Below are 15040 nucleotides of genomic sequence, written 5' to 3'. Positions count from 1 at the left end.
TGTCCGCGCGACGGACGATGTCCGAGGCTCCCCGGGCGCGATGGTCCCGGGTCCGATCGCCACGGTTTTCGAGGTTCAGCGATGTCCACCTTCACCCCTCTCTGGCGCACGGGCGCCGTCGTGCTCGCCCTCGCCCTGCCGGCCGCCGCCCTGGCCCAGACGGCGCCCGCCGACAAGGTCGTGGCGCGGGCCAACGGCGCCCCGATCACCGCCGGCGACCTCGCGGTGGCGGCCGACGACCCGGCCCTGTCGCTGCCCGGCGTCGGCGAGGACCAGAAGCAGACCCTGCTGCTCGACTACATGATCGACCTCAAGCTCGGCGCCCAGGCGGCCGAGAAGGCCAAGGTCGCCGAGAATCCGGACTTCGTCCGCAAGCTCGCTTATTTCCGCGACAAGCTCCTGCTCGACGAATACCTCGAGCGCGAGGCCAAGAAGGCGGTGACGCCCGAGGCGGCGCGCAAGCTCTACGACGAGACCGTCAAGGCGATGAAGCCCGAGGAGGAGGTCCACGCCCGCCACATCCTCGTCGAGAACGAGGCCGAGGCCAAGGCGATCGCCGCCCGGCTCAAGGGCGGCGAGGACTTCGCCAAGGTCGCGGCCGAGGTGTCGAAGGATCCCGGCTCGAAGGCCGAGGGCGGCGACCTCGGCTGGTTCACCAAGGACCGGATGGTGGCGCCGTTCGCCGACGCCGCGTTCAAGCTCGAGGCCGGCAAGATCTCCGACCCGGTCAAGACCCAGTTCGGCTGGCACGTCATCAAGGTCGAGGAGAAGCGCACCAAGCCGGTGCCGAGCTTCGAGGAGATGCGCGAGCAGGTCGACGCCTACCTCACCCGCAAGACGCAGCAGGAGGTCATCACCAAGCTGCGCGAGCAGGCGAAGATCGAGAAGACCGACGCGCCCGCGAAGCCCGCCGACGCCAAGCCGGCGGAGCCGAAGAAGCCCTGAGGACCGCGATCGCCGGGGCGCTCAGCGTCCCGGCGCCGCCGGATCGAGCCGGCGGCGCAGGACTCGGTCGAGCGGGCGCTCGACGAGGCGGTGGACCGCCAGCGCCACCGCGCAGGACAGGCCGATCATCGCGGCGACGAGGAGAGGCAGGCTCGACCCGGCCGCGCCGGCGAGGCCGACCGCCCTGACCACGAAGGGGTGGACGAGATAGAGCGCGTAGGAGGCGTCGCCGAGGTGCGACGCCGCCCGGACGAGGCGCCCCTCCGGCTCGCGCCGTCCCAGGGCCGCCGCGGCCACGAGCAGCGCCGCCGGGCCGCCCCAGGCCAGCGCCCGCGGCAGGGCCGTGTCGCCGGCGAGCGCCAGGAGGACGAGGCCGCCCGCCGCGAGCCCCGCCCGGACCGCGCCCGGCAGGCGCAGGCCCTCCGCCCGCAGCAGGCCGAGGCCGAGCCCGACGGCGAATTCGAGCACGATCGGGTCGCCCCAGAAGGCGAGGGGGGTCGGCAGCCCACCGACGAGCCGGGTCGCCACCACCAGGGCGACGAGGCCGGCGGCGACCGCGGCGACCGCTTGGCGCCGCGGCCACGGCAAGGCGAGGGCGAAGACGGCGTAGAACGCCATCTCGTAGTTCAGGGTCCAGCCGAGGGAGTAGAGCGGCGTCACCGCCCCGTCCGGCCGCGCCATCGGCCAGAACAGGTAGGAGGCGACGACGAGGGCCGGGTCGGTTCCGCCCGGCGCGTTCAGCATCCCCGGGCGGGCGAGCGCCAGGGCGAGGTAGAGGCTCGTCACCAGCCAGTACAGCGGCACCACCCGGGCGACCCGGTGGGCGAGGAAGCGCCGCGGCCCGCCGGGCCGGCCATGCAGCGGGCCGGCCGCGTGGACGATGATGAAGCCGGAAATCACGAAGAAGACGTCGACGCCCGCCGGCCACGGCAGCCACCCGGCCGGCGGGAACGCGAGGCCGAGCCGCGCCGCCAGCGCCGCGGCCTCGGCCTGCCCGTGGCTGATGACCACCATCAGCGCCGCGACGGCGCGCAGGACCTGGATCAGCGGCAGCTTCGAGGGTTGCGACACGGGGCGGGGAGGGGGCTCGCGGAAGGGGCGGGGACCCGCGTTCTAGCGGAACGCTCCGGCCGGGGCGCCCTCGAACCCGCCGCGGCCGGATGAATTTTTTCGGGAACCAAGCCGGAGAACTTCGGTTGTTGGGGCAGGTAACTTGACCGGTCAGCGCGCGCCGGGGCGTGGTCTATCCTCGCCCATCCCTGCCGCTGACGCAGTTATTCCATTCGGAGATTTCATGATGAAGAAGACCGTTGTCCTCTCGGGTCTGATCGTTGCCCTTGCGACCCCCGCCTTCGCGCAGCAGCTCGGTAACTTCAACGAGTTCCGCTCGCAGGCCCTGATGTCGAATGCGTTCGAGGTCAAGTCGAGCCAGATCGCCCTGGAGAAGAGCCGCAACCCGCAGGTCCGCGCCTTCGCCCGCGAGGCGATCCGCGATCACCGCGCCGCCAACGTCGCGCTGCTCGGCGGCCGTGAGAACGTCGCCCGCGGCACCAACGGCGGCCTCGTCGGCGGCCTGATCGAGGCGCCGTTCCAGATCGCCGGCACCGCGGTCGGCGCCGCCACCGGCGCGGCGGCGGGCGTCGTCGGCGGCACGCTCCAGGGCGGCCCGGTCGGCGCGGTCGAGGGCCTCGGCACCGGCATGTCGCGCGGGGCCCGCGCCGGCGCGGCCGCGGTCGACATGGACGGCGACGTGACCACCACCGCCGCGACCCAGGTCGTGCCGCTGAGCCCCGAGCAGCAGGCGATGCTGAACGAGCTCGCCGCCGCCCCGGCCGGCCCGCGCTTCGACCAGACCTACGGGCAGATGCAGGTCCAGTCGCACCGCATGACCGTCGCCAGCTACCAGGCCTATGCCCAGACCGGACCGAACCCGGCCCTGCGCGCCTATGCCGAGCAGGCCCTGCCGGTGATGCAGCAGCACCTCGCCCAGGCCGAGCGCCTGCCGGGCGCCCGCTGAGCGGCACCCCTTCATCGCCGACGATGCGGCGGCGGGTCCTTCGGGGCCCGCCGTTCTCGTATGAGCGGGCACGTCTTCCCCGCTCCGCCTCACACCTCCACCTCGCCCGCGATCCCGATCGTGTCGCTGTCGAAGGCGACGCTCTTCACGACTGCAACCACCTCCTGGCCCGGCGCCAGCCCCATCGCGTGCGCGGCCTGCCGGGTGATGCGGGCGGTCAGGCGGACCGGCCCGCAGGCGATCTCCACCAGCGCATGCGGTCCGCTCCCCTCCGCGGTCACGGCGACGATCCGTCCGGCAAGGCGGTTGCGGGCGCTGAGATCCGGGACGGGCGGCCGGGCGATCAGCACGTCGCGGGCGCGCACCCGCACCCGCACCGGCGTGCCGGGCGGCTGCGGCAGGAGCGGGACCGACAGCGATCCGGCCGGCCCGTCGAGGCGAGTGAGGCCGAACCCGGGATCGTGCGCGGCGACCCGCAGGTCGAGGAGCGTGCCCGCCTCGGCGCCGTCGCGGCCGTGGAAGAGGTCGGCCCGGCGCAGGATCTCGGCCGCCGGCCCGGTGGCGGCGACGCGACCCTCCGACAGGACCACCACCGTCCCGGCGAGTTGCGCCACCTCGGCGACCGCGTGGCTGACATAGACGATCGGCACCCCGGCCTCGTCGCGCAGGCGCGCGAGATACGGCATGATCTCGGCCTTGCGCGCCTCGTCGAGGGCGGCCAGCGGCTCGTCCATCAGCAGCAGGCGCGGACGGGCGAGCAACGCCCGCCCGATCGCGACCCGCTGGCGCTCGCCCCCCGACAGCCCGGCCGGCCGCCGGTCGAGGAGCGGCGCGAGGCCGAGCAGGCCGGCGACGTCCGCCAGGGACGCCCCGCCCGCGGCATCGCGCGCGAAGCGGCGGCCGAAGATCAGGTTGCGGCGCACGTCGAGATGCGGGAACAGGCGCGCGTCCTGGAACACGTAGCCGATCCGGCGTCGATGCACCGGCACGTCGAGGCCGGCCGCGGTATCGAGCAGCACCTGGCCGTCGACCGCGATGCGTCCCCGCTCGGGCCGCAGCAGGCCGGCGAGCACGTTGACCAGGGTGGTCTTGCCCGAGCCCGAGCGGCCGAACAGGGCGGTGACCCGGCCCCCGGCCGTGAAGGCGGCGTCGAGGGTGAAGCCGCCCTGCCGGTGGACGACCGCGACCTCGATCATGCGCCGAGCCGGAGCCGGGCGCGGCGGGCCAACCCCTCGGAGGCCAGGAGGGCGAGCATCGAGACGGCGATCGAGACCAGCGTCAGGCGGAACGCCCCGGCCTCGCCGCCGGGCACCTGGAGCAGGGTGTAGATCGCCGCGGGCAGGGTCTGGGTCTCGCCCGGGATGTTGGAGACGAAGGTGATGGTGGCGCCGAACTCGCCCATCGCCTTGGCGAAGGCGAGCACCGCCCCGGCGAGGATGCCGGGCAGGGACAGCGGCAGGGTCACCAGCAGAAACACCATCGCGGGCCGCGCGCCGAGGGTCGCGGCCGCCTGTTCGAGCTTGCCGTCCACCGCCTCGATCGACAGGCGCATCGCCCGTACCATCAGCGGAAAACCCATCACCGCGCAGGCGAGCGCCGCGCCGGTCCAGCGGAACGAGAACACGATGCCGAGTTCGGCGAGCGCCGGGCCGATCCAGCCGCGGCGGCCGAAGGCGAGGAGCAGGAGGTAGCCGGTCACCACCGGCGGCAGGATCAGCGGCAGATGCACCAGCCCGTCGAGGACGGCCCGACCGCGGAACGACCCGCGGGCGAGGAGATAGGCCACGGCGAAGCCGGGGACGAGGCTCGTCAGCGTCGCGACGCCGGCGACCTGGAGGCTCAGCCGCAGGGCGGTCCATTCGTCGGGCGTCAGCAGGGGGGCCTCCGGACAACGAGAGGGGCGGCCCGGGCCGCCCCTCTTCAGATCATTCCGCCGCCTCGATCCGCGGCCGCTCCTTGTCCTTGCGCTCGCGCTTGACGAGGTCGGCGGTCAGGAACGCCACCTCCAGCGCCTGCTCGGCGTTGAGCCGCGGGTCGCAATAGGTGTGGTAGCGGTCCTGCAGATCCTCGGCGGTGAGCGCCCGGGCGCCGCCGGTGCACTCGGTGACGTTCTTGCCGGTCATCTCCAGGTGGATGCCGCCGGCATGGGTGCCCTCGGCGCGGTGGACGTCGAAGAAGCCCTGGATCTCCTTCATCACCCGGTCGAACGGCCGGGTCTTGTAGCCGTTCGCCGTCACCGTGTTGCCGTGCATCGGGTCGCACGACCACACCACCTTGCGGCCCTCGCGCTCCACCGCCCGGATCAGGCCGGGGAGGTGGTCGCCGACCTTGTCGGCGCCGAAGCGGCAGATCAGGGTCAGGCGCCCGGCTTCGTTGGTCGGGTTGAGCAGGTCCACGAGCCGGATCAGGTCGTCGGGCTTGAGCGAGGGGCCGCATTTGAGGCCGACCGGGTTGCGGATGCCCCGGGCGTACTCGATGTGGGCGTGGTCGGCCTGACGGGTGCGGTCGCCGATCCACAGCATGTGGCCCGACGTGGCGTACCAGTCGCCGCTGGTCGAATCGACCCGGGTCAGCGCCTGCTCGTAGCCGAGCAGCAGCGCCTCGTGGCTGGTGTAGAAGTCGGTCTGGCGCACCTCCTGGTGCGTCTCCGGGTTGATGCCGATCGCCTGCATGAAGTCGAGGGTCTCGGTCATGCGCTGGGCGAGGTCGGCATAGGCCGAGGACTGGGGCGAGTCCTTGACGAAGCCGAGCATCCAGCGATGGGCGTTCTCGAGGTTGGCGTAGCCGCCGGTGGCGAAGGCGCGCAGCAGGTTCAGGGTCGCGGCCGACTGGCGATAGGCCTCGAGCTGGCGCTGCGGGCTCGGCACCCGCTCCTCCTCGGTGAAGCCGAGGCCGTTGACGATGTCGCCGCGGTAGCTCGGCAGCGCGACGCCGCCGCTGGTCTCGGTCGGCGACGAGCGCGGCTTGGCGAACTGGCCGGCGATGCGCCCGACCTTCACCACCGGCGAGCCGCCGGCGAAGGTGAGCACCAGCGCCATCTGGAGGAAGACGCGGAAGAAGTCGCGGATGTTGTCGGCGGAATGCTCGTCGAAGCTCTCGGCGCAGTCGCCGCCCTGGAGCAGGAACGCCTCGCCGGCCGCGACCTTGGCCAGACTCGCCTTCAGCTTGCGCGCCTCGCCGGCGAAGACCAGCGGCGGAAAGCTCGCGAGCTGACGTTCGACCGCCTCCAGGGCCGCCGCATCCGGATAGTCCGGCACCTGCTGGATCGGCAGCCGCCGCCAGCTCGTCGGGGTCCAACGCTCGCTCATCGTCCTCTCCTGCACACCTCATACGATTTTCGATGGATCACTTCTGGCGATCCCTGCGGGATCGCTTCGCGATGCGAAAATCGGCTCCGCTCCGGCGCCGCGCGGACTTCGATACGGTCTCCGAACGAATCGTCCAAAACCGCATCATCCGCCCTGGGGATCGCGCGGTGTCCGGCGGAGCGCGGCTTATAGGGCGGATTCGAGCCGGAGGCGAGGCGGCCGTTACGGCACCGTCCGGCTCGGGGCGCAGACCCGATCCGCGGCCGGGCGGTGCCGTTTTCACGTGAAAACGGAACCCGTCGCCTTTTCCGCCGCCGGTGCGACACCGGGAAGCCGGCAAGAGCCTGAGGATGACGCCGCTCGGGAGCGTCCGCCAACTGTTCGCGACGGTTGACCCACGTTAATCATGACGGGGTATCGTTCCTGACCCGCGGAGTCCGCACGGAATGCTGACCGGTTCGGCCGTGACCCGCGCCCTCGTCATCGTCGTCCTGGCCGCGGGGCTGGCGCTGCTGTGGCAGACGCTGTCGGCGCGCTTCGGCGAAGCGCCGGTCTCGCAGCCGCCGAAGGTCGGCGAGGCCGCCAGGGTCGATCCCGCCAAGCCCGCCGAGGAGCCGGTGCGCTCGGTCTATCCCGGCGCCCGCCCGCCCGAGCCGGCCCCGCCGCGGCCCGAACCGGCGCCGGTGCCGCCGGTCGCCCAGGTTCCACCGCCCGCGATCGTGCAGGCCCCGCCCCCGGTCGCGCCGGCGCCGCCGCCGGTCTTCTCGCCGCCGGCCGATCCCGCGCCCGCCGATCCGGCGCCGCTCCCGGCCGCCGGCGCCGTCGACCTCAACACCGCGACGCTCGCCGAACTGAACGGCCTGCGCGGCGGCGGCATGATCGGCAAGGCGATCATCGGCGGGCGGCCCTATGCCCGGCCGCAGGACCTCCTGTCGAAGCGCATCCTCAGCCGCTCCACCTTCGAGCGGATCAAGGATCAGGTCACGGTCCGCTGACCGCGCCGAGGCTCACGCGGAGGTCGCTCCCGCGGAGGCCGGCTGCGCCTTGCGGTCGAGGGCCTGCAGCGCCTCGGTGAGCCGGCGCCGGGCGAGGTCGACCGAGGCGCCGTCGATCGCGTCGACGTCGAGGAACAGTTCGAGGCCGGCGGCCTGCTCGGCGATCACCGTCGGGGCGACCACGAGGTCGCCGGTCAGCCCGCGCACGGCGTAGGGCACGACCTCGCGGCTGATGCCCTTCATGCGGATCGGCGGCTGCGGCGCCGCCTGCACCACGTCGCGGACCTGGGAATAGGTCTCGAAGCTCAGCATGATGCCGCCGGGCTCGGCGATGGATTGCAGCCGCGCGGCGAGGTTCGCCTCGGCGCCGATGATCGTGTAGTCGAGCCGGTCGTCGCTGCCGAAATTGCCGACGTTGCAATAGCCGGTGTTGATGCCCATCCGGGCCCGGAACGGCGCCTCGATGCCGCGGCTGCGCCACACCGTGTTCAACTGGTCGAGGCGGCGCTGCATCTCGACCGCCATGGCGAGGCAGGCGCGGGCGTCGCCCTTGACGCCGAGGGTCTCGGGATCGCCGAAGAACACCAGCATCGCGTCGCCGATGAACTTGTCGATCGTGCCGCCGTGGCGGGCGGCGATCGCCGCCATCTCGGTGAAGTACTCGTTGAGAAGCGCCGTCAGCTCCTCCGGCTGCAGCCGCTCGGTCGAGGCGGTGAAGTCCTTGATGTCGGAGAAGAAGATCGTGAGCTTCTTGCGCTCGGTCTGCACCACCACGTCCTTCTCGCCGCTGAAGATCCGCTTGTAGATCTGCGGCGGCAGGTACTTGGCGATCTTGAGCGAGATCGCGGCCAGGAAGTCGTTGGCGGTGGAGAGTTCGCGGTTCATCGCCCGGATCAGGCGGGCCTGCCGGCCCTGGAGCAGGATGACGCCGATGCCCGCCGCCGCCGCCAGCGCGAGGTAGCCGAGCAGGAACTTGAACGCGAAGACGTTGGCCTCGATCGGCTGGCGGATCGTGACCTCCTGGATCCCGCGCACGTCGCCGACCGCCCAGTCGGTCTTCGGGCTCAGCGGGTGGCTGTTGTGGCAGGAGACGCAGACCGGACCCATCAGGATCGGGCTGGCGATCCGCACCTGCCGGTCGAAGACCGAGCCGGAGACCTCGACCACCGGCTGCCCCGGGCTGCCGGCGGGCCGCCGGCGCAGGGTGTCGAGGGCGGAGCGCTCGAACGGGTCGAGGGCGTAGGGGTCGCGGTTCCTGAACGGCAGGTCGGAGACGAACTTGTAGCCGACCGCGCCGTCGCGGTGACTGATGCGGCGGCCGAGCTCGATCGACAGGGTGGCGGGGATCGGGATGCCGCCCGGCACCGCGCGGAACTCGTGCGTCACCGAAACCGGCCGGTCGGCCTTGAGCACCCGGTCGACCACCTCCTCGGCGTAGAAGCCGCGCATGTCGTTGATGAGCCGGCCGGTCTCGCTCGCCTGCTGGCGCAGGATCCGCTCCGACAGCAGGCTGAGGTCGAGCCAGAGGGCGACCGGCAGGCCGAGCAGACCGAGGACCACCGCCACGACGACGAGGGGCAGCAGCCGCCGCTGGCTCTGCTCGACGCCTCGATCCGACCGCTTCGACATGATCGCGCATTCCGCTGGTGACGGATGCGTGTAGCCCAAGTCGACGGAGGCGGCGAGGCGACGAAGATGACCCGCCCCGCCGTCCCCACGTCAGGCCCGGCAGGCCTCGAAGCCGCTGCGGATCCGCTCCGGGTCGAGGTTGCGGCCGATGAACACGACGCGCGACTCGCGCGGGTCGCCGGGCTTCCACTCGTCCTGGAGGTCGCCGTCGAGGATCATGTGCACGCCCTGGAACACGAACCGGCGCGGCTCGTCGGGGAAGCTGACGATGCCCTTGCAGCGCAGGATGTCGGGGCCCTGGACCTGGGTCAGGTCGGAGATCCACGGCATGAACTTGTTCGGGTCGACCGGGCCGGCCATCTTCGCCGAGACCGACCGGATCTCGTCGGAATGGTGGTGATGGTGGCCCTCCTCGAGGAAGTCGGGCTCGACCGCGATGATCCGGTCGAGGTCGAAGGCGCGGCGGTCGAGCACCCGGTCGAGGGGGATCGCGCAGCGCTCGGTACGGTGGATCTCGGCCGACGGGTTGATCGCCCGGATCCGGCGCTCGACCGCCGCGAGGTCGTCGGGCCCGACGAGGTCGGACTTGTTGAGCAGGATCACGTCGGCGAAGGCGACCTGGTTCTTGGCCTCGGGCGCGTCCTTCAGGCGCTCGCTCAGCCATTGGGCGTCGGCGACCGTCACCACCGCGTCGAGGCGCGCGGCCTCGCCGACGTCCTGGTCGACGAAGAAGGTCTGGGCGACGGGGGCCGGGTCGGCGAGGCCGGTCGTCTCGACGATGATCGCGTCGAACTTGCCCTTGCGCTTCATCAGCCCGTCCATGATGCGGATGAGGTCGCCGCGGACGGTGCAGCAGATGCAGCCGTTGTTCATCTCGAACACTTCCTCGTCGGCGCCGACCACGAGGTCGTTGTCGATGCCGATCTCGCCGAACTCGTTGACGATCACGGCGTAGCGCTTGCCGTGCGGCTCGGTGAGGATGCGGTTGAGCAGCGTGGTCTTGCCGGCGCCGAGGTAGCCGGTCAGGACGGTGACGGGGATCTTCTCCGACATGCGGGACTCTTCGAGACGGGGTGGGCCGGGCGCGGCGCCGAACCCGACTGATATAGTGTATCAGCCGCCCGGCCGGGAGGGTGGCGCTGCACCGGCACCCGGCACGGCGCCCCGCGCCGCCGGCAGGGCGAAGCGGGCGACGTCGCGCAGCAGTTCCACGAAGGCGCCGGCGCCGTGGGCGAGCGCCGCCTCGCCGGCCTCGGCGGTGCCGAGGGTGGCGTCGCCGATCGCGCCCGCGGGATTGAGGTCCTCGGCCCGCCACGCGAAGGCGGCCGGGCGCCCGGCGCGCAGGTGGGTGTAGTCCCGCTCCATCGCCCGGGTCAGGGGCACGAAGTCGGCCACCGCCTCGCGCCGGACGAGGTCGGGGCGCAGCGCCAGCATCAAGGCGGTCTCGACGCCGCCGCCATGGATGCCGTGGCGGATCTCGTCGTCGGGAAACAGGCCGGGCGGGTAGCCGAACCGGCTCCAGGCGGTGGTGACCGCGACGAGGCCGTGGCGCCCGCGCAGGTCGAGCGCCACGAGGTCGATCAGCGCGCTGTTGCCGCCGTGCGAGGTCACGATCACCAGCCGGCCGCAGCCGGCCCGCGCCACCGCGCCGCCGATCTCGCCCCAGGCCCGCAGAGCCGTCTCCGGCGACAGGCTCAGCGTGCCGGGAAAGCCCGCATGCTCGGCCGAGGCGCCGACGGTCTGCACCGGCAGGATCAGCACGTCGAGGTCGTCGGGCACCCGCCCGACGACGCGGGCGAGGTAGCCCTCGGCGATGATCGCGTCGGTGCCGAGCGGCAGGTGCGGCCCGTGCTGCTCGACCGCCGCCACCGGCAGCACCGCGACGGCGGCGCGCAGGCGCTCCGGCGGCAGGTCGGCGGTGGTGAGTTCGTGCCAGTGATGCGCCGGCATGGCGGGGCCTCCGTGTCGGCCGGGGAGGATAGGGCCGGGCTCCGCCGCCGGCGAGGCGAAGACCGGGGACAACCGCCGCCGGGCCGGCGACCGTCATCGCAACGTCATCGCCGGGCGGGCAGAAGCCGCGTGATCGGTCGCCCTGTCGGTGACGGCACGGTCGCGGCAGGATCGGTCCCGCAGGGCGCGGCCCTTGCGCGGAGCCGGGCCGCGGCGTCCATTGGTTTCGCATCGTCCGCCCTGTGGCGACCGCTTCGCGGACGATGCCAGGGGGGCATCCGTCATGTCGGTGGCCGAACAGGACCTGCCGGGCCGGTCCGGCGACGCGGCCCGGCGCAAGTCGTCCAAGGCCCTGCGCCCGCCGGGCTCGCGCAGCGTCGGCTGGGCCCTGGTCCAGGCGGCGCGGATGCATCGCGGCCGGGTCGGCGACCGCCTCGCCTCGCTCGACCTGTTCGCCGGCCAGGAGCAGGTGGTGCAGGCGCTCGCCGCCGCCGGCACGATGACGATGGGCGACCTCGCCGCCACCCTGCGGGTGCGCCCGCCAACCGCCTCGAAGACCATCACCCGGCTCGCCGCCCTCGGGGTGGTGGAGCGCCGGACCGAGGCCGGGGACGGGCGCATCGTGCGGGTGCGGCTGACCGAGTCGGGGCTCGCCAAGGCGGCGGCGATCGAGCGGCTGTGGGAGGAGGTCGAGGACGAGATGCTCGACGGCTTCGACCCCAAGGAGAAGCGCCGCCTGCGCAAGCTGCTGCGCCGCGCCACCCGCAACCTCGCCGAGGCCGCCGGCCTCGAGGCCCACGCCGCCGCCGACGCGGCCGAGGATCTCGAGACCGAGGCGCTGGAGGCGGCGGGGGACGACGACCGCGACTGAGCGGCGGGGATCGGGCGCCCCCTGCCGATCGCGACGACGAACCTATCTCCCCCGGGGATGGCGACCGAGGACGGTCGCGCGGACCGCTCGGGAGACGATCGCTCATGACGGACACACCCAACACCTCGGCGCTGGTGGTCGGCGCCTCCCGCGGCCTCGGCCTCGGCCTCGTGACCACCTTCCTCGACCGCGGCTGGGACGTGACCGCGACCGCCCGCGGTCCGGCGCCCGGCCTCGACCGCCTGGATTCCCCGAACCTGCGGCGGGAGCGGGTCGACATCGACGACGACGCGGCGGTGGCGGCGCTCCACGACACCCTGGCGGGGACGCGGTTCGCCGTCGTGTTCGTGGTCGCGGGCGTCGCCACCGACGCGCACCGGCCGGCGCCGGAGGTCGAGCGGGCCACCGCCCTCAAGGTCTACGAGACCAACGCGATCAGCCCGATCCGCTTCGCCGAGACCTTCGCCGACCGGGTCGCGCCCGGCGGGCTGGTGGTGCTGATGAGTTCGGTGCTCGGCAGCGTCGGCGGCAACGAATCCGGCGGCTGGGAGACCTACCGGGCGAGCAAGGCGGCGCTCAACACCCTCGCGCGCAGCTTCGCGCTCCGCCACGGCGACGCGGACTTCGGCGTCGTGCTGATGCATCCGGGCTGGGTGCGCACCGACATGGGCGGGCCGGAGGCCGACCTCGACGTCGCGACCAGCACCGCCGGCATGGTCCGGGTGGTGGAAGGGCAGCTCGGCCGCCGGGGCTGCGTCTATCTCGACCATGCCGGAGCGACGGTGCCGTGGTGAGCGGACGGAAGCTCGTCCCGGCGCGGACCGGTTGCCGCGCCGGACTTTGGTCCGCTTGATTCGGACCCTTCCGGTGAGCTTCCTTTCGTCGCACGCACCGGCCGGCGGCCGGTCGCGTTTTTAAGGCTAACAGTTCTAAAGCTCGGCCGTGACGGTGACCAAGCCGTCAGTTCTCGGAGGAAACCCTATGCGTCAGATCATCCTGGGTGCGGTCGTGGCGGTGCTCCTGCCCGTGGCGGCGCAGGCGCAGGACGCCGCGGCCGGCGAGAAGGCGTTCGCGGTCTGCAAGGCCTGCCACGCCTTCGGCAAGAACGGCGTCGGCCCCGACCTCAAGGGCGTCATCGGCCGCAAGGCCGGGACCCACGAGGGCTACAACTATTCGGCCCCGATGAAGAGCTCCGGCCTGACCTGGGACGAGCCGACGATGAAGAAGTGGCTCGCCGATCCCAAGGGCACCGTGCCGGGCACCAAGATGGTCTATGCCGGCATGAAGGACGAGAAGAAGCTCGACGACCTGGTCGCCTACCTCAAGACCCAGCAGTAAGCCGCAGCGGCCCGGTGCGCGGCACCGGGCTTTCCCGGGGTCGGGGCTCCCGGTTCAGGAGCGGGGATCCCGCTCCAGTTCGTCCGCCAGGAACGCCCGCACCTCCCCCGGATCGATGCCGGGGGCGATGAAGCTGCGGCCGATGCCGCGGGCGAGGATGAAGGTCAGCGCGCCGTCGCGCACCTTCTTGTCCTGGCGCATGGCGTCGAGGAGGCTGTCGGCGTCGCCGCAGCCGCCGGGCACCGCCCGCAGCGTCGTCGGCAGGCCCGCGAGGGCGAGGTGGTTGGCGACGCGGCCGGCCTCCTGGCCCGGGCACAGGCCGAGGCGGGCCGAGAACCGGAACGCGAGGGCGAGGCCGATCGCCACCGCCTCGCCGTGGACGAGCCGGGCCGAGTCGTAGTTGGTCAGCCGCTCCAGGGCATGGGCGAAGGTGTGGCCGAGATTGAGCAGCGCCCGTTCGCCGTCCTCGCGCTCGTCACGCACCACCACGCCGGCCTTGGCGCGGCAGCAGGCGGCGACCGCGGTCTCGCGGGCCGGTCCCCCGGCGAAGATCTCGCCGAAGCGCGCCTCGCACCAGGCGAAGAAGGCCGGATCGTCGATGAGGCCGTACTTCGCCACCTCGGCGTAGCCCGCCCGCATCTCCCGCGGCGTCAGGCTGTCGAGCGTCGCGGTGTCGGCCAGGACCAGCACGGGCTGGTGGAAGGCGCCGACGAGGTTCTTGCCGTGGGGCGAGTTGATCCCGGTCTTGCCCCCGACCGAGGAATCGACCTGGGCGAGCAGGGAGGTGGGCGCCTGGACGAAGCGCACGCCGCGCCGCAGGATCGCCGCCGCGAAACCCGCGAGGTCGCCGACCACGCCGCCGCCGAGGGCCAGCACGAGGTCGCGTCGCTCGATCCGTTCGGCGAGCAGCCCGTCGCAGACCGCCGCCAGGGTGGCGTAGCTCTTCGAGCCCTCGCCCGGCGCCACGGTGACGAGGCCGGCGCGCAGGCCCGCCTCGCGCAGGGACCCCAGCACCGCCTCGCCGTAGAGGCCCGCGACGGTCGTGTCGCTGACCACCGCCACCGCCCGCGCGCCGAGTTCCGCCACCCGCGGCCCGATTCCGGCGAGCAGCCCGCGCCCGACCAGGATGTCGTAGGCCCGCCCCCCGTCGAGGGGGACGTGCACGGTCTCGGCCGGGCTCATTGGGCGGCGACGCCGCGCAGGGACGGGTCCTCCTGCGGGCGCAGCAGGTAGGCGTCGAGGGCCTCCAGCACGTCCTGCACGACCCGGTCGTGCGACACGTCGCGCGACACCACGATCACGTCGGCGTCGCCGTAGACCGGGTGGCGGGTGTCCATCAGCCTGCGCATCGTTCCTTCGGGGTCCTCGTTCTGCAGCAGCGGCCGGCCGGGCCGCTTGCGCACCCGGCGCATCAGCACCTCGAGTTCCGCCTTGAGCCAGACCGAGACGCCGGCCTCGGCGATGCGCCGGCGGGTCTCCGGCCGCATGAAGGCGCCGCCGCCGGTGGCGAGCACCATCGGTCCCTCGCGCAGGAGGCGGGCGATCACCCGCTCCTCGCCATCGCGAAAGCTCGCCTCGCCGTAGATGGCGAAGATGTCGGGAATGGTCAGGCCGGCCGCCGCCTCGATCTCGTGGTCGGCGTCCTTGAAGATCAGGCCGAGGCGGCTCGACAGGCGCTTGCCGACCGTGCTCTTGCCCGCGCCCATCAGCCCGACGAGCACGATCGAGCGCGCCCCGACGCCCCGCCGGACGCGGCTCTCGATCGTGTCGGCGGTGGGGCGGGACTCGGCCATGCGGCGTTCTTAACCTGTTTTCCCGGCGGGACGAAACGTCCGAGATTCTGCGGATTCACGGCAGCGGCGCAACAGCCCTGCGCAATCCGACATCGGCCGGGCGGCCGCCCTTGTCAGGCTTGGCCGCCCATGGTCGAACGGACGGGCCCCGCGGCGACGCCGGGCCCTGGACCGGCCCCTGTTTCGCGTAGCTT

15 protein-coding genes are annotated in these 15040 nt (G+C 72.8%); 6 read left to right on the top strand and 9 right to left on the bottom strand.

Annotated elements, in window-relative coordinates:
• The first annotated feature begins 81 nt into the window (after positions 1-81).
• Positions 82-945 carry a peptidylprolyl isomerase gene (locus tag EOE48_RS03380; protein ID WP_127727370.1) on the top strand — a complete coding sequence of 288 codons (864 nt, stop codon included), beginning with the start codon at positions 82-84 and terminating at the stop codon, positions 943-945.
• Between the two features lie 21 nt (positions 946-966).
• On the opposite strand, the gene EOE48_RS03375 is transcribed toward EOE48_RS03380, so the two are convergent.
• The gene (locus tag EOE48_RS03375; protein WP_246153928.1) at positions 967-2016 is read right to left on the bottom strand and encodes an acyltransferase family protein; all 1050 of its coding nucleotides are present in this window, start codon (positions 2014-2016) and stop codon (positions 967-969) included.
• A gap of 223 nt (positions 2017-2239) precedes the next feature.
• On the opposite strand from EOE48_RS03375, the gene EOE48_RS03370 reads away from it, so the two are divergent.
• Entirely contained in the window at positions 2240-2962 is a 723-nt protein-coding gene (locus EOE48_RS03370; protein ID WP_187371307.1) for a DUF4142 domain-containing protein, read from the top strand.
• 89 nt (positions 2963-3051) lie between these two features.
• Here the strand turns inward: EOE48_RS03370 and modC are convergent, their stop codons facing one another.
• The 3 genes from modC to EOE48_RS03355 are packed head-to-tail and all read right to left on the bottom strand — an operon-like array spanning position 3052 to position 6270.
• Entirely contained in the window at positions 3052-4158 is a 1107-nt protein-coding gene (modC, locus tag EOE48_RS03365; protein ID WP_127727368.1) for a molybdenum ABC transporter ATP-binding protein, read from the bottom strand.
• Complete coding sequence (gene modB, locus EOE48_RS03360; protein ID WP_127727367.1) at positions 4155-4838, bottom strand: molybdate ABC transporter permease subunit; 684 nt, start codon at positions 4836-4838, stop codon at positions 4155-4157. Before modB ends, modC begins: the two co-directional genes overlap by 4 nt.
• A gap of 49 nt (positions 4839-4887) precedes the next feature.
• Positions 4888-6270 (bottom strand): class II 3-deoxy-7-phosphoheptulonate synthase, encoded by a 1383-nt coding sequence (locus EOE48_RS03355; RefSeq protein WP_127727366.1) that lies wholly within the window; start codon positions 6268-6270, stop codon positions 4888-4890.
• A gap of 446 nt (positions 6271-6716) precedes the next feature.
• Between EOE48_RS03355 and EOE48_RS03350 the strand changes: the two genes are divergently transcribed.
• Complete coding sequence (locus tag EOE48_RS03350) at positions 6717-7265, top strand: ComEA family DNA-binding protein (RefSeq protein ID WP_127727365.1); 549 nt, start codon at positions 6717-6719, stop codon at positions 7263-7265.
• A 12-nt stretch (positions 7266-7277) separates the two neighbouring features.
• Here EOE48_RS03350 and EOE48_RS03345 read toward each other — a convergent pair whose 3' ends face one another.
• From EOE48_RS03345 to EOE48_RS03335, 3 genes are all read right to left on the bottom strand, one after another.
• Positions 7278-8894, bottom strand: coding sequence for an adenylate/guanylate cyclase domain-containing protein (locus EOE48_RS03345; RefSeq protein WP_127727364.1), 1617 nt, complete (start codon positions 8892-8894; stop codon positions 7278-7280).
• Between the two features lie 90 nt (positions 8895-8984).
• Entirely contained in the window at positions 8985-9947 is a 963-nt protein-coding gene (locus tag EOE48_RS03340; protein ID WP_127727363.1) for a CobW family GTP-binding protein, read from the bottom strand.
• Between the two features lie 60 nt (positions 9948-10007).
• Entirely contained in the window at positions 10008-10844 is an 837-nt protein-coding gene (locus EOE48_RS03335; protein WP_127727362.1) for a creatininase family protein, read from the bottom strand.
• Between the two features lie 283 nt (positions 10845-11127).
• Here EOE48_RS03335 and EOE48_RS03330 point away from each other — a divergent pair, with 283 nt between their 5' ends.
• The 3 genes from EOE48_RS03330 to EOE48_RS03320 all read left to right on the top strand — a co-directional run bounded on the left by EOE48_RS03330 (position 11128) and on the right by EOE48_RS03320 (position 13053).
• On the top strand, positions 11128-11715 hold the full coding sequence (locus tag EOE48_RS03330) for a MarR family winged helix-turn-helix transcriptional regulator (RefSeq protein WP_127727361.1): 588 nt from the start codon (positions 11128-11130) through the stop codon (positions 11713-11715).
• Positions 11716-11819: 104 nt separating this feature from the next.
• Positions 11820-12509, top strand: coding sequence for an SDR family NAD(P)-dependent oxidoreductase (locus EOE48_RS03325; RefSeq protein ID WP_127727360.1), 690 nt, complete (start codon positions 11820-11822; stop codon positions 12507-12509).
• A 187-nt stretch (positions 12510-12696) separates the two neighbouring features.
• On the top strand, positions 12697-13053 hold the full coding sequence (locus EOE48_RS03320) for a c-type cytochrome (RefSeq protein WP_127727359.1): 357 nt from the start codon (positions 12697-12699) through the stop codon (positions 13051-13053).
• A gap of 54 nt (positions 13054-13107) precedes the next feature.
• Here EOE48_RS03320 and aroB read toward each other — a convergent pair whose 3' ends face one another.
• Positions 13108-14235, bottom strand: coding sequence for a 3-dehydroquinate synthase (aroB, locus tag EOE48_RS03315; protein ID WP_127727358.1), 1128 nt, complete (start codon positions 14233-14235; stop codon positions 13108-13110).
• Positions 14232-14846: a shikimate kinase gene (locus EOE48_RS03310; RefSeq protein ID WP_127727357.1), complete on the bottom strand. Its 615-nt coding sequence runs from the start codon at positions 14844-14846 to the stop codon at positions 14232-14234. Before EOE48_RS03310 ends, aroB begins: the two co-directional genes overlap by 4 nt.
• Between the last annotated feature and the right edge of the window lie 194 nt (positions 14847-15040).

Source organism: Methylobacterium oryzihabitans (assembly GCF_004004555.2).
Classification (GTDB): domain Bacteria; phylum Pseudomonadota; class Alphaproteobacteria; order Rhizobiales; family Beijerinckiaceae; genus Methylobacterium; species Methylobacterium oryzihabitans.
The sequence above is the reverse complement of the archived record's forward strand: the minus strand, read 5'-3'. Positions and strand labels throughout refer to the sequence as shown.